At 68.0% G+C, this 12951-nt stretch carries 13 protein-coding genes; all 13 read right to left on the bottom strand.

Annotated features, from left to right (window positions below):
* Positions 1-305: 305 nt before the first annotated feature.
* The 13 genes from VLK31_RS34010 to VLK31_RS34070 all read right to left on the bottom strand — a co-directional run bounded on the left by VLK31_RS34010 (position 306) and on the right by VLK31_RS34070 (position 12905).
* Positions 306-1016: a cysteine hydrolase family protein gene (locus VLK31_RS34010; protein WP_409172907.1), complete on the bottom strand. Its 711-nt coding sequence runs from the start codon at positions 1014-1016 to the stop codon at positions 306-308.
* An 8-nt stretch (positions 1017-1024) separates the two neighbouring features.
* On the bottom strand, positions 1025-2017 hold the full coding sequence (locus VLK31_RS34015) for a formamidase (RefSeq protein WP_409172908.1): 993 nt from the start codon (positions 2015-2017) through the stop codon (positions 1025-1027).
* A 5-nt stretch (positions 2018-2022) separates the two neighbouring features.
* Positions 2023-2946 carry an ABC transporter permease gene (locus VLK31_RS34020; protein WP_093127795.1) on the bottom strand — a complete coding sequence of 308 codons (924 nt, stop codon included), beginning with the start codon at positions 2944-2946 and terminating at the stop codon, positions 2023-2025.
* Positions 2943-4019 carry an ABC transporter permease gene (locus VLK31_RS34025; RefSeq protein WP_409172909.1) on the bottom strand — a complete coding sequence of 359 codons (1077 nt, stop codon included), beginning with the start codon at positions 4017-4019 and terminating at the stop codon, positions 2943-2945. The genes VLK31_RS34020 and VLK31_RS34025 overlap by 4 nt, the downstream gene beginning before the upstream one ends.
* Before the next feature lie 19 nt (positions 4020-4038).
* Positions 4039-5157: a BMP family ABC transporter substrate-binding protein gene (locus VLK31_RS34030; protein WP_409172910.1), complete on the bottom strand. Its 1119-nt coding sequence runs from the start codon at positions 5155-5157 to the stop codon at positions 4039-4041.
* A gap of 56 nt (positions 5158-5213) precedes the next feature.
* Positions 5214-5597 (bottom strand): oxalurate catabolism protein HpxZ, encoded by a 384-nt coding sequence (gene hpxZ / locus VLK31_RS34035; protein WP_409172911.1) that lies wholly within the window; start codon positions 5595-5597, stop codon positions 5214-5216.
* The gene (locus tag VLK31_RS34040; protein WP_409172912.1) at positions 5594-7054 is read right to left on the bottom strand and encodes an AtzE family amidohydrolase; all 1461 of its coding nucleotides are present in this window, start codon (positions 7052-7054) and stop codon (positions 5594-5596) included. The genes hpxZ and VLK31_RS34040 overlap by 4 nt, the downstream gene beginning before the upstream one ends.
* Positions 7051-7257 carry an AtzG-like protein gene (locus tag VLK31_RS34045; RefSeq protein ID WP_409172913.1) on the bottom strand — a complete coding sequence of 69 codons (207 nt, stop codon included), beginning with the start codon at positions 7255-7257 and terminating at the stop codon, positions 7051-7053. Before VLK31_RS34045 ends, VLK31_RS34040 begins: the two co-directional genes overlap by 4 nt.
* Positions 7258-7295: 38 nt before the next feature.
* Positions 7296-8129: an ABC transporter ATP-binding protein gene (locus VLK31_RS34050; RefSeq protein WP_409172914.1), complete on the bottom strand. Its 834-nt coding sequence runs from the start codon at positions 8127-8129 to the stop codon at positions 7296-7298.
* Positions 8126-8953, bottom strand: a complete 828-nt coding sequence (locus VLK31_RS34055) for an ABC transporter permease (protein ID WP_409172915.1) — start codon at positions 8951-8953, stop codon at positions 8126-8128. Before VLK31_RS34055 ends, VLK31_RS34050 begins: the two co-directional genes overlap by 4 nt.
* A gap of 2 nt (positions 8954-8955) precedes the next feature.
* Positions 8956-9963 (bottom strand): ABC transporter substrate-binding protein, encoded by a 1008-nt coding sequence (locus VLK31_RS34060; protein WP_409172916.1) that lies wholly within the window; start codon positions 9961-9963, stop codon positions 8956-8958.
* Positions 9964-9983: 20 nt separating this feature from the next.
* Positions 9984-11723, bottom strand: coding sequence for an allophanate hydrolase (gene atzF, locus VLK31_RS34065; protein WP_409172917.1), 1740 nt, complete (start codon positions 11721-11723; stop codon positions 9984-9986).
* 315 nt (positions 11724-12038) lie between these two features.
* Complete coding sequence (locus VLK31_RS34070; protein ID WP_409172918.1) at positions 12039-12905, bottom strand: M48 family metallopeptidase; 867 nt, start codon at positions 12903-12905, stop codon at positions 12039-12041.
* Positions 12906-12951 lie beyond the last annotated feature (46 nt).

Here is a 12951-nt window from a genome sequence, read left to right on the forward strand (position 1 = left end):
TCGGGCAAGCCCTTCGACCCAAATCACGGCAAGAAGGCCCGCGCTTGATGGCCAACGCTTGACAAACATAACGGTGTCTTTATTTCGCTGCGGGGAGCACCCGACGCCCTGTGCACCAGGGCACGCTCTGAGTGATCGCGCGATCAACCACCGCGGCTTACAACGCGCAAGTCGATGGGGTGCCTTGCGCAGCGAAATAAAGGAGGAGGGGCGCAGCCCCGGGGGACATTCGCGGAGCAAGGCACCCCGTCGGCGTGAGCGTCGCCCCGAACAAAAAACCCCGTCAACAAAAAGAACACCAGACGTCATAGAACCGCCAGCAAAGCCTGAGAAGTGGCATGCGCCCCAAACACGCCCCCCTGCATCGTGATCATCTTCAAAGCAGCGAAGTGGTTGCCGTAGTCCGTTGCGGCAGTGCAGTCCGACAACAGCAGACACTCGAACCCCCGGTCGTTCGCGTCGCGCATCGTCGTGTGTACACATACATCGGTCGTGATGCCCGCGAGGATCAGGTTCTCGATGCCACGCGTGTGCAACACCAGCTCCAGGTCCGTCGCATAGAACGACCCCTTGCCCGGCTTGTCGATCACCACCTCGCCCGGCAACGGCGCCAGCTCGGGAATGATGTTCCAGCCCGGCTCGCCCCGCACCAGAATGCGCCCGCACGGCCCGTCGTCGCCAATGCCCACGCCGTTCGCGCCAATCTGCCGCGAACGCCAGCGCTTGTTGGCAGGCAGGTCCGCCAGGTCCGGCCGATGGCCCTCGCGCGTGTGAATGATGTGAAAGCCCAGCGGACGCAAGGCCGCCAGCACGCGCGCAATCGGCTCGATCGGCGCCTGCACCAGCGACAGGTCGTAACCCATCACGTCCACATAGCCGCCCTTGCCGCAGAAGTCCGTCTGCATGTCGATCACGATCAGCGCCGTGTTGTCGGGCCGCAGCGCGCCGTTGTAAGGCCAGGCATAAGGCTGGGCCGCCACATGGCGCTCGGTGGTGTGGGCGATGGTGGTGGTCATGGCGCGCGTCATCCCCGGTAGTTGCGTTCTGGCGGCGCAAAGCCGCAGGGGGTGCCGTCGGTCACCTTCACCTCGGCGCTCCACGGCAGCTTGTAGGTGCCCGCGGCCATGTCGTGCATGTAGGTGTAGGGGCAGTCCTGCGCGCCGCCTTTCACCGCCACATAGCCCCGGTGGTACAGCTGGTAGATGTTGTTTTCCACGCCCCAGCCGGTGCGCGCCTCGCGCACCAGGTCGGGCCGCAGCTCGGCGGTGATGATCTCGTCGACGCGCCCGCCGCCCTCGACCATCACCGTGCCGTCGAAGTGGCAGAACATGCCCTCGCCCATCGAGTCGAAACTGCCGTCGCTGCCGCTCAGGCACACGCTCGCGGTGTAGGCCAGGTTGCAGAAGGCGTTGGCCTGGTTGGTGATCTTCCAGGCGTGGCGGATGGGTGCCGTGTAGCCCGCAGTGCGCAGGATGATGTCAGCGCCCTTGTACGCCGCCTCGCGCGCCATCTCGGGGAACATGCCGTCGTGGCAGATGATGAGCGACAGCGTGCTGCCGTTGGGCCCCGCGCACACCGGAATGCCCAGGTTGCCCGGCTCCCAGGGCTCCACCGGCACCCATGGATGCAGCTTGCGGTAGTAGAGCTTGACGGCGCCCTGGTCGTCGATGATCAGCCCGCTGTTGTAAGGGTTGCCGCCGGGGTTTGCCTCCATGATGGAGAAGCAGCCCCAGATGCTGTGGTCGATGCAGGCCTGCTTGAAGGCCGCTACTTCGGGGCCGTCGAGCGTGCACATGATCTCGGGGTTGGTGTCCATCGAGAGGCCGTGCAGCGCGTACTCCGGGAAGACCACCAGGTCCATCGTGCCCTGGTTGCGGCGGGCCTTGCCCACCATGTCGCAGATGCGCCGCGTCTGCGCGGCCAGGTCGGCCGGCGTCTTCACGTTCGGCAGTTGCAGTTGCACCAGCCCGACGACCACGCCGTGCGCCGATTTGTTGAGGCCTCCAAGACCGCTCATGAAGTTCAGCTCCTTGTCGATGAAAGTTCGCCGGGGCTGCCGACGGCCGCGCTGCCGGGCTTGCAGGTGAACACCAGGATCACCAGCGTGAGCACATAGGGCACGGTGTTGAACAGGTGGTAGCCCCAGCCGATGCCGATGGACTGCAGCGCCGGCCCGATGGCGCCCGCGCCACCGAACAGCAGCGCCGCGCCCACGCAACGCAACGGGCTCCAGCGCGCGAAGATCACCAGCGCCACGGCGATCAGGCCCTGACCGCTGGAGATGCCCTCGTTCCAGCTGCCCGGATAGAACAGCGTGAGCGACGCACCGCCAAGCCCGGCGATGAAGCCGCCCGCCGTGGTCGCCGCGATGCGCAGGCCCGACACCGAGTAACCCAGCGCGCGCGTGGCCTGCGCCGAATCGCCCGCCATGCGCACCAGCAAGCCGGCCCGCGTGCGCGCAAAGCCCCACCACAGCAGCACCGCCAGCGCCACGCCGATGGGCACCAGCGCATTGAGTTGCAAGGCCGAGCGCACCACCGTGTTGTCGCTCCAGAAGCCCAGCGGAATGGCGGGAATCTGCGGCGCCTGCGGCTGAATCAGCGGCTTGCCCAGGTAGAAGGCGAGCCCGGTGCCCAGCAGCATCAGCGCGATGCCGGTCGCCACATCGTTCACGCGGTCGAGCGAGCACAGCAGGCCGTGCAGCAGCGCGAGCAAAGCGCCCGCCACCGCGCCGATGAGCACGCCCAGCCAGGCCGAATCGGTGAGGTATGCACCGCCGAAGGCCGCCATGGCCGACAGGACCAGCACGCCTTCGAGGCCGAGGTTGATGCGGCCCGACTTTTCAGTGAGGCACTCGCCCAGGCTCACGAACAAGAACGGCGCGCCCACGCGCAGTGCACCGCCCACGATGCCGGCCACCAGCGCAATCCATTGGTCGGCGGTCATGCAGTGGCGCTCCTGTCGTAGTGCTTGGCCTCGGGCAGCATGCGGTCGCCAAACTTCTTCCAGTTGACCGTGCGCAACCCTTCGCTGGCCAGAATCAGCACGAAGGCGATGCCCTGCAGCACCAGCACCGACGCATCCGGCAGGCCGAGCCGGCGCTGCAGCAGGCTGCCCGCCGCGCCGAAGCCGCCGAACAAGATGGCCACCGGCACGATGGCCACCGGGTTGTGCCGCGCAATGAACGACACCAGGATGCCCGCATAGCCGTAGCCCGCAATCAGCGAGGCATTGGCGTTGGTGTGCACCGCCGCCACCTCGACCGCGCCCGCGAGCCCCGCGCACGCACCGCCAAGGCCGCAGGCCGACAGAATGAGCCGAGTGGCCGGCAAGCCCACCAGCTGCGCGGTGCGCGGGTTGCCGCCCACCACGCGCACCGAAAAACCCGAGGCCGTGGCGCGCAGCCACCAGCCCAGCCCCAGGCAGGCGACCACGCCGATGGCCAGGCCCCAGTGCACGTCGGAACCGGCAATGCCGCCGATCAGCATGCCGTCGTTCAGCGCATAGGTCGACGGCTTGTTCAGGCTCGCCGGGTCGCGCAGCGGCCCCTCGACCAGGTGCTTGAAGATGCCGATGGCAATGTAGGCCAGCAGCAGGCTGCTGATGGTTTCGTTGATGCCGCGAAACTGCCGCAGCCAGCCCGCGAACATGATCCACAGCGCGCCGGCCACCGCCCCCGCAATGCACACGATGACCGTGCCGACGAGGTTGCCCGGCAGCGGCACCGCTTGCGCCAGCGCGGCGCAGGCCAGCCCGCCCAGCACCAGCGCGCCTTCGCCGCCGATGATGATCAGCCCGGCGCGCGCGGGCAGCGCCACGCACAGGGCAGTGAGCATCAGCGGCGCGGCGCGCTGCAGCGTGTTCTGCCAGGAGAACCAGTCGCCGAACGCGCCCTTGAACAAGGTGGTCCACACCGCCACCGGGTCGACCCCGGCGAAGGCCACCATCAGGCCGAACAGCAACAGTGCCGCCGCAATGGCGAACACCGGCAACGCGAATTCCTTGAGTGCGTGGCGCATGGCGGCGGTGCGTTCGAGTTCAGACGGAGCCGACGACGCCTTCGACCAGGTAGTTCATCTTTTCGAGCTCCAGGTCGTTCTGCTTGAGCACCTTGCCCGCAGGCACCACCACCGCGCCCTTGTTGTCCTTGATGCCGTCCTTGAAGATGTCGAAGCTGCCCGCGATCATCTTCGCCTTGATGTCGTCGGCCTGCTTCTTCGCGGCATCCGGCACCATGGGGCCGTAGGCCGACATCTTCACGTAGCCCTCCTTCAGGCCGCCGCGCAGAAAGTTGGGGTGCGGCTTGCCGGCCTGTGCCGCGTCGATGATGGTCTTGTACGCAGTGAGCCAGTTCCACTCGGCACCCGTGAGGTAGGCATTGGGGGCAAGCTTGGCCTGGCTCGCGTGGTAGCCGCAAACCATCTTGCCGCGCTTGGCTGCTGTTTCCACCACCACCTTGGGGCCGTCCACGTGCATGGTGAACACGTCGCAGCCCTGGTCGGCCAGGCTGTTGGTGGCCTCGGCCTCTTTCACCGCCATCGACCAGTCCCCCGTGAAGATCACGCTGCAGGTGATGTTGGGCTTGACCGAGCGCGCCCCCAGCGTGAAGGCGTTGATGTTGCGCAGCACCTGCGGAATGGGCTTGGCGGCAACGAAGGCGATCTTGTTGCTCTTGGTCATGTGCGCGGCAATTACGCCGTTCAGAAACTGGCACTCGTCGATGTAGCCGAAGAAGCTGCCCACGTTCTTCGGATGCTTGCCCTCGGTCCACAGGCCACCGCAGTGCGAGAAGCGCACGTCGGGGTTCTTGGGTGCCACGGCCAGGATGTGCGGATCGAAGTAGCCGAACGACGTGGGAAACAGCAGCTTGGCGCCGTCCTGCGAAATCATGCCGGCCATGGTCTTCTGCACGGCGGCGGTCTCGGGCACGTTCTCTTCTTCCACCACCTTGATGCCGGGCATCTTCTTGACCTCGGCCGCGGCCATGGCGTGCGCCTGGTTGTAGCCGTAGTCGTCGCGCGCGCCGACGTAGATCACGCCCACGGTCAGGGCTTTGGCCTGCGCGCCGGCCAGGGCGCTCCAGCCCCCGAGCGAGCCGGCGGCGCCCAGTGCGCCCAGGGTTTTCAGGGAATCGCGGCGATTGAATTGGCGGGTCATCACGTGCTCCGATCTAGGAAAAAAGTGAGGGGGTGGGTGCGGAAAAAATCGTGGCCTCAGGCCAGCAGGCTGACGTGCGCCGAGACCACGCGCCAGCCGTCGGGCGTGCGCATCCAGGTCTGGCTCTGGCGGCCGGTGCGCTGCGCGCCTGCGCGGCGAAATTCGCAGTTGGCGGTGGCAAAGTCGCGGCCATAGGTAGTGATGACGGTGATCAGCAGCTCGCGCGCCAGCCCCTGCGAAGGGCGCGATGCGCGAAAGGCGCGGATCTCGTCGTAGCCGTACAGGTTTTCGGTGGCGCCGTAGCGCAGCGTGGTCGGGCTGTTCCAGAACAGCGCGTCGAGCACCTCGACCTTGTTGTTCACCAGCGCGTCTTCGTAGCGGGCGAAGGCCGCCTGCACTTCGGCCAGCACGTCGGGCAGGTTGATGTCGCTGGCGTTCATGCGCGGGCTCGCTCGGGGGTCAGCGCGGCGATGGGCGCCTGCGCCACGCCGGCCGCTTCGAGGGCGGCGGCCACGCGCAGCACGAGGTCTTCGCGCCAGGGCGCACCAACCACCTGCACGCCGATGGGCAGACTGGCATGCGCGCCCCACACCGGCACCGCGCACACCGGCAGGCCGATGCAAGAGAAGGGCTGGGTCAGCAGGCCCATGTTGGGCCGTACCGGCAGCGTGTGGCCGTTGACCTCGAAGGTCTCGGCACCGATGGGCGTGGCCGCGCTGGGCGTGGCCGGCGCCAACAGGATGTCGTAGCGGCCGAACAGCCGCGCCACCGCTTCGGCGTAGGCCAGGCGCACGCGCTGCGCGCGCGACACCCAGGCGGCCGGCAGCAGCGCGCCCGCAAGAAAGCGGTCGCGTGATAACGGCTCGAAGTCGTGCGCGCGGCGGCGCAAATCGGCCAGGTGCAGCGCCGCGCCTTCCGCGTTGGTGATGAGGAACGCGGCGGCGCGCCCTGCTTCCACCATCGGCAGCTCGACGCTGCCCTGCGAGACGATGGCGCCCAGCGCTTCCGCCACGCGGTCGACGGCGGCCAGCGCCTCGGCGCCCGCACGCTCGCGGAAGTAGCCGCCCAGCACGCCCACGCGCAGGCCGCGCGTGCCGTGCCCCAGCGAGGCCGACACGGGCTCTGCGGCACGCTGCGCGCAGCCGGGGTCGTGCGGTGCGCCGGCTTCTTCGGGGCCCTGCATGGCGTCGTACACCAGCGCCAGGTCGCGCGCCGATCGGGCGAACGGGCCGAGGTGGTCCAGGCTCGACACAAACGGAAAGCTGCCGGTGCGCGGCAACCGCCCGAAGGTGGGCTTCAGGCCGAACACGCCGCACAGCGAGGCCGGCACGCGAATCGACCCGTTGGTGTCGGAGCCCAGCGCCAGCGGCACCTGGCCAGCCGCCACGGCGGCACCGGAACCGCCCGACGAGCCGCCCGCGATGCGCGTGAGGTCGTGCGGGTTGCGCGTGGGACCTTCGTGGCTGTTCTCGGTGGTGAAGCCGTAGGCGTACTCGTCCATGTTGAGCGCGCCGACCAGCACCGCGCCCGCGCGCTCCAGCCGGCGCACCAGCGCCGCGTCGGCGCGCGCGGGCGCGGTCTGGTGTTCGATCTTGGAGCCGGCCAGCGTGGGCAGGCCGGCGATGTCGAACAGGTTCTTCACCGCGAAGGGCACGCCCAGCAGCGGCAGCTGGCGGGTGCGCGCGGCGTTGGCCGAGGCCAGCGATGCATCGACCTGCGTCGCGCGGCGCAGCGCGCGCTCGGCCAGCACGGAAGTGAAGGCGTTGACCTTGTCGTCGGTCGCGTCCACGCGGTCCAGGCTGGCCTGCACCAGCGCGGTGGCGCTGACGCCGCCGCCACGCACCGCCTCGGCCATGGCGCAGGCGTCGCGCGCCAGCAGTTCGGCGGCGGTGGTCATGCTTCTTTCTCCTGCGGTTCCACGGGCGAGAAATGCACGGCGGATTCGGCCGACATCGACAGCGGCACGGCCTCGATGAGCGCGGCAAAGTCGGCCGCCAGCGCAAAGTAGCGCAGCACGCCGGGCCGGTGGGCGGGCGACAGCGGCAACGCCAGCGCCGCGGCGGCGGCATCGACATAGCTTTCGATCTGTGCGGGCGTCATGGCAACTCCTGTCATGGCAAATCCTTCTGATGGCCGCCTTATCGGCGGACTTCGCGCTGAAAGATGTCCAGGCTGAGCTTCTTCATGGCAACGAAGCTTTCGGTGCTCAGCGTCTCCACGGTGCGCGGGCGTGCATCGCCGTAACGCAAGATCTCGGCCACCTTGGTGGGCCGCTTGGTCAGCAGCAGCACCTCGTCGGCGAGGTACACCGCTTCTTCGAGGTCGTGCGACACCAGCAGCATGGTGGTACCGGTCTGCATGAACACCTCCTGCAGCTTCTCGCGGATGAACAGGGTCATCTCGAAGTCGAGCGCGGAGAAGGGCTCGTCGAGAAACAGCACCTCGGGGTTGGGTGCCAGCGCGCGCATGATCGATGCGGTCTGCTGCTGGCCGCCCGAGAGCTCGTACGGAAAACGCTTCAGGTCGAACTTGACGTCGAACGAGGCCACCAGCTCTTCCATGCGCCGGTCGACCTCGGCCTTGCTGCGGCCTTCGAGCTTCAGCGGATAGGCGATGTTGTCGATGGTGCGCATCCACGGGAACATGGCCTCGCGGTAGTTCTGGAACACGTAGCCGATCTTGGTGTCCTTGCGCTGCTTGCCGTCGAACAGAATCTCGCCCGCGTCGATGGGAATCAGCCCCGCAATCATGTTGATGAGCGTGGACTTGCCGCAGCCGTTGGGCCCGAACACCGACACGATGGCCTGCTTGGGAATGTCGAGGTCGAAGTTCTCGTACAGCGGCCAGCCCGCAAAGTATTTGGTCAGGCCGCGAATGGTGATGTGCGTGCCGGCCGGACCGGGCTTGAACACGGGCTTGGGCACGTCGGCGTACACCGGCCCGTTGACGACGATGTCGGGTGTCACTTTCATCTCCCGCTCCAGTGCACGATGCGGCGCTCGGCCACCAAGAAAAGAATGTTGAGCGCGTAGCCCAGCGCGCCGGCCGCGAGAATGGCCGCGTACATGCTCTTCACGTTGAGCACCTGCTGCGCGTCGATGATGCGGTGACCCAGGCCGGTGTCGGAGCCGATGAACATCTCTGCCACGATGACGATCACCAGCGCCATCGATACGGCCGAGCGCAGGCCCACGAAGCTGGGCTGCAGGCTCTCCCAGATCAGCACGTCCTTGAACACCTGCCAGCGCGAGGCGCCCATGACCTTGGCCGCCATCACGCGCTGCTTGCGCGCGTTCATCACGCCGTAGGCGCTGTTGAACACCACGATGAGCAGCGCGCCGAAAGCCGCAATGGCGATCTTGTTGACATCGCTCACGCCAAAGATCAACAGGAACAGCGGAATCAGCGCGGACGAGGGCGTGGAGCGGAAGAAGTCGATGAGGAACTCCACGCTGCGGTACGCCTTCTCGTTGCTGCCGAGCAGCACGCCCAGCGGCACGCCGACCACGGCTGCAATGAGAAAGGCCTGCAAGGTGCGCCACACGGTCATTGCAAAGTCGGTGAGCAGCGGCCCGCCCGCAAGCCCCGTGATCAGCGCGGCGATGGTGTCGGCGGGCGTGGGCAGAAGAATGGGCTTGATGAAGCCCAGGCGCACCACCAGGTCCCATGCAATGAACAGCACCACCGGCCCGATGAAGGGCAGCAGGCGGTCGCGCAGCGCAGTCTTGGGTACGGCGGCGGTGAGGCTGGCCGGCGGGGTCCACGGCGCGGCCGTGGTCGGGCTTGCGTCGGCCATGGTCATGCCTTGTAGAGAAGGCCGTCCACCAGCACCTTCTTGTCGAAGATGCCTTTCTCGGTGAACAGGTCGTAGAACTTCTGAAAGTACGCCACGTCGCTGGGCTTGAACTCGTTGTAGAGCATGTACGAGGCGAGCGGCACTTCGGCCGTGAGCTTGCCTTCGATGGCGGTGTAGCCCTTCATGAACTGGCGAGCCTCGTCGGGCTGGTTGCGCACCAGTTCCACGCCGCGCGCATAGGCCGCGATGTACTTCTTCGCGACCTCGGGGTTCTTCTTGATGAACTCGGTGGTGAGGCTGGCCGCACCGCCGTGCCACGGCGCCATCGGGTCGCCAAGGATGTACTTGGCCACCACGCCCGCCTCGATGACGCGTGTGGTGCCGTTCATGCGGCCCACGGTGCCGGTGGGTTCCAGCGTGTAGCAGGCATCGACCTGTCCGGCCACCAGCGCGGCCACGTGCTGGCCGATGGGCAGCTCGGTGACGGTGGCGCCCTTGGCACCGGCGCGCTCCAGCATGGTCTTGCACAGCGTGACGTTCTGGATGCCGGGGCCCGAGGCCACGCGCTTGCCGGCCAGCTCGGCCATGGTCTTGATGGGGCTGTCCTTGGCGACGATGAACTCGTCGAGCACGAACTTGGCGTTGCTCGGGTTGGTGCAGAAGATCTTGAACAGGCCGGGCTGCGCGATCTCGCCGATGGCGAGGTTGGCCGAGCCGGTGCCGTTGGCGCTGCCGTCGCAGCGCCCGGCGAGCATGCCCTCCATCACCTGCTGGGCACCCGCGAACTTGAGCGGCTCCACGTCGAGGCCGGCTTCCTTGAAGTAGCCCTTGTCCACGGCCGCGAAGAACGGCAGGCCGGCGGCCACCGGCCAGAAGCCGATGCGCAGCTTGGGCGTGCCCTGCGCGCGCACGATGCCGGGCGCGGCCAGCACGGCCAGGCCCGCGGCGCCGGCCTGCAGCAGCTGGCGGCGGCGGCGATGCGATGCGGATGGTTTGTCTTGGGTGCTCATCGGGGCTCCTGGGGTCGAGGTCAAAGAGAAGAAGAAGGTGGGGTGAGGCTGGCGACGTAGGCACGCCAGCCGCCGTGCGAAGTCACGTCCTGCGCGCCGGCCAGCGCATGGCCTTCGCAGATGAAGCCCTTCACCCAGCTGCCATCGGCCAGCTCGACGCTGCCAAGGCCCAGAGGTGGCGGAATCAGCGCGAGGAAGCTGCCGACCTGCGCAAGCGGCACGGCCCAGACTTCGAGCGCGATGGCGGCGCCCTCATCACCCGGCGTCATGCGCTGCAGGCCCGGCTTGGGCGGCACGGTGCCGGGCAGCGCGTGCAGGCGGTAGGCAGTGGAGGTGGTGGTGGCGCGCAGCAGCGTGGCACCGCGCTCGGTGAGCTGGCCGTTGAGCGGCATGCCCGACAGGTGCGCGCCGACGACGGCGATGGAAAGCATGTCGGCATCGGCTGCGGCCATGCCCGGAATGGCGCGCGGCGCGGGCAGCGGCACGCCGGTCGCACCCTGAGCGAGGCCGGTGGCATGGTGGAAGCGCTGGCCCAGTTCGGCCAATGCCAGGTCGCTGGCGCACGGGCCGATCAGCGTGATGCCGAACGGCAGGCCGTCCGCGCGCAGGCTGCTGGGCACCGAGAGCGCGGCGTAGTCGAGCAGGTTGACGAAGTTGGTGTACGCGCCCAGGTTGCGGTTGAGCACCACCGGGTCGGCACGCATCTGCTCGCGGGTGTAGTGCGTGGGCGCGGTGGGCACCACCAGCACGTCGATGTGGCGCCACATGGGCTCGACCTTCTGCGCAATGGCGCGCAGGCGCGTCTGCGCGTCGAACACGTCGGCGGCGGTGTAGCCCTGGCCCTGGGCCAGGATGCCGCGCACGGGCTCGATGACGTCGTCGGCATGGGCGTCGAAGAACGCGCGCACGGCGGCGTAGCGCTCGGCGACCAGCGCGCTTTCGTACAGCAGCGCGGCGGCCTCGGCCAGCGGCGCGTAGGCAATGACGACGGGCGAGCCGCCCAGGGCCAGCAGCCGCGCGGTGGCGTCGTTGAAGGCCTGCTCGGCTGCGGCGTCGCCGAAGAAGCTCAGCGTGTCGGGCACGCCGAAATTGAAGTGCGCGGGAAGCGGCTTGCGGCGCAGCAGCGGCTCATGCGAGAAGTCGCGTGAATAGGGATCGCGCGCGTCGTGGCCGGCCGCGGCCAGCAGCACGTCGACGGCGGTGGCCACGGTGCGCGCGAAGATCGACACGCAGTCCGCGCTCTGCGCCGCGGGCACCACGCCGAACGCACTCAGCAGTCCGCGCGAGGGCTTCAGGCCGACGATGTTGTTGAGCCCGGCCGGCACGCGGCCCGAGCCGGCGGTGTCGGTGCCGAGCGCGAAGTCGACCTCGCCGGCCGCCACCAGGTAGGCCGAACCCGAGCTGGAGCCGCCCGACACGTAGCGCGCATCGAAGGCGTTGGGCACCTCGCCGTAGGGCGAGCGCGTGCCGTTCAGGCCGCAGGCGAACTGGTCGAGGTTGGTCTTGCCGGCCAGCGATGCACCGGCTTCGAGCAGGCGCTGCACCACGGCCGCATGGGCCGCGGGGTGCCGCTCGAAGGCCGGGCAGGCGGCGGTGGTGGGCACGCCGGCCACGTCGATGTTGTCCTTGACCGCAAAGCGCAGGCCGGCCAACGGCAACGCGAAACCGAGGGCATCGCCGGCCCGCGCGTCCACGACGGGCGAAGCGAATTTCGCGATCCAGGCGGCAGCGGGCGATCCGTTTTCTTCATGCACCATCATCAGGCATCCAAACTTGTGTACAAGTCGAGATGCAAGCTGCGTGCCAGCGGGAATGGGCCCTGGGGGGATCAGGTCAGTGGGGGATTTGCTCCTTCCCCTTCCTCAGGGCGGAAGCGCGAAGTCTTGCTCCCTCTCCCCCCGGGGAGAGGGTTGGGGTGAGGGTGTGCGGCCATCGAGGCTGCGCGATGTCGTGAGGCCGATGCGCCCTCACCCTGACCCTCTCCCAAAGGGAGAGGGAACAACACCTGGAACCGCGCCGTGAAACCGTGCCCTGAAGTCTTGCGTCCTCTTCCACTGGTGAGAGGAGGCAGAACCTCAGCTCTTCCTGGCGTCCCGATACAGCTTGTCCACCTTCGGCAGATTCGCCTCCAGCTTCGCAATACGGTCCGGCCCGCTCGGGTGCGTCGACAGAAAATTCAGCCCGCCCTGGTTCTTGGAGGCAGCCGCCATCTTCTGCCACAGCGACACCGACGCCTTCGGGTCGTAGCCCGCGCGCGCCGCCAGTTCCAGGCCCACCAAATCGGCCTCGGTCTCGTCGCCACGGCTGAACTTGAGCGTGATGAGCTGCGTGCCGGCGCGTGCCGCCATGTCGCCCACCTGCCCCAGGCCGAGCAACTGCGCACCGATGGACAGCGCCGCGCCCGTGCCCGCGCTCTTGGCCATCCGGGCGCGCGCATGCTCGCGCAGCGCATGGGCCATTTCGTGGCCCATCACCATGGCCACCTCGTCGTCGCTCAGCTTGAGCTGCTCGAGGATGCCGGTGAAAAACGCGATCTTGCCGCCGGGCATGCAGAAGGCGTTGATCTGCTTGCTGCCGATCAGGTTGACCTCCCACTTCCATTCGCGGGCACGCGCGTTCCACGGCGTGGCAAAGGGAATCAGGCGGCCGGCAATGGTGCGCAGGCGCTGCAACTGCGGGTTGCCGTCGTCGGCCAGCGCACCCTTGGCACGGGCCTGCTCGAGCAACTGGCCGTACTGCTGCACGCCGGCCGCCTCGATCTTGTCGGCCGGCACCAGGTTGCGCGCCATCGAGGCGTTGCCCACGTTGACCTGCGCCAGCGCCGCCCCGCTCAAGGCCGTGCCGGCCACGCCAGCAGCGGCCAGCAGAAAGGCCCGCCGGGGGTTCCAGGGCGACGCCGCAGCCGACGCGGTGAGTTCAGGGCGATCGCATCGTGTGCACATAGGGGCCGGATCATAGGAACAAATGACGACAGACGGCGCCCCGATG

The organism is Variovorax sp. H27-G14 (assembly GCF_046156345.1).
Taxonomy (GTDB): domain Bacteria; phylum Pseudomonadota; class Gammaproteobacteria; order Burkholderiales; family Burkholderiaceae_C; genus Variovorax.

Bases quoted from the DNA above. Each gene is read 5' to 3' on its own strand.
- VLK31_RS34010 (WP_409172907.1), bottom strand. From the start codon at position 1,016: ATGACCACCACCATCGCCCACACCACCGAGCGCCATGTGGCGGCCCAG.
- VLK31_RS34015 (WP_409172908.1), bottom strand. From the start codon at position 2,017: ATGAGCGGTCTTGGAGGCCTCAACAAATCGGCGCACGGCGTGGTCGTC.
- VLK31_RS34020 (WP_093127795.1), bottom strand. From the start codon at position 2,946: ATGACCGCCGACCAATGGATTGCGCTGGTGGCCGGCATCGTGGGCGGT.
- VLK31_RS34025 (WP_409172909.1), bottom strand. From the start codon at position 4,019: ATGCGCCACGCACTCAAGGAATTCGCGTTGCCGGTGTTCGCCATTGCG.
- VLK31_RS34030 (WP_409172910.1), bottom strand. From the start codon at position 5,157: ATGACCCGCCAATTCAATCGCCGCGATTCCCTGAAAACCCTGGGCGCA.
- hpxZ (WP_409172911.1), bottom strand. From the start codon at position 5,597: ATGAACGCCAGCGACATCAACCTGCCCGACGTGCTGGCCGAAGTGCAG.
- VLK31_RS34040 (WP_409172912.1), bottom strand. From the start codon at position 7,054: ATGACCACCGCCGCCGAACTGCTGGCGCGCGACGCCTGCGCCATGGCC.
- VLK31_RS34045 (WP_409172913.1), bottom strand. From the start codon at position 7,257: ATGACGCCCGCACAGATCGAAAGCTATGTCGATGCCGCCGCCGCGGCG.
- VLK31_RS34050 (WP_409172914.1), bottom strand. From the start codon at position 8,129: ATGAAAGTGACACCCGACATCGTCGTCAACGGGCCGGTGTACGCCGAC.
- VLK31_RS34055 (WP_409172915.1), bottom strand. From the start codon at position 8,953: ATGGCCGACGCAAGCCCGACCACGGCCGCGCCGTGGACCCCGCCGGCC.
- VLK31_RS34060 (WP_409172916.1), bottom strand. From the start codon at position 9,963: ATGAGCACCCAAGACAAACCATCCGCATCGCATCGCCGCCGCCGCCAG.
- atzF (WP_409172917.1), bottom strand. From the start codon at position 11,723: ATGATGGTGCATGAAGAAAACGGATCGCCCGCTGCCGCCTGGATCGCG.
- VLK31_RS34070 (WP_409172918.1), bottom strand. From the start codon at position 12,905: ATGTGCACACGATGCGATCGCCCTGAACTCACCGCGTCGGCTGCGGCG.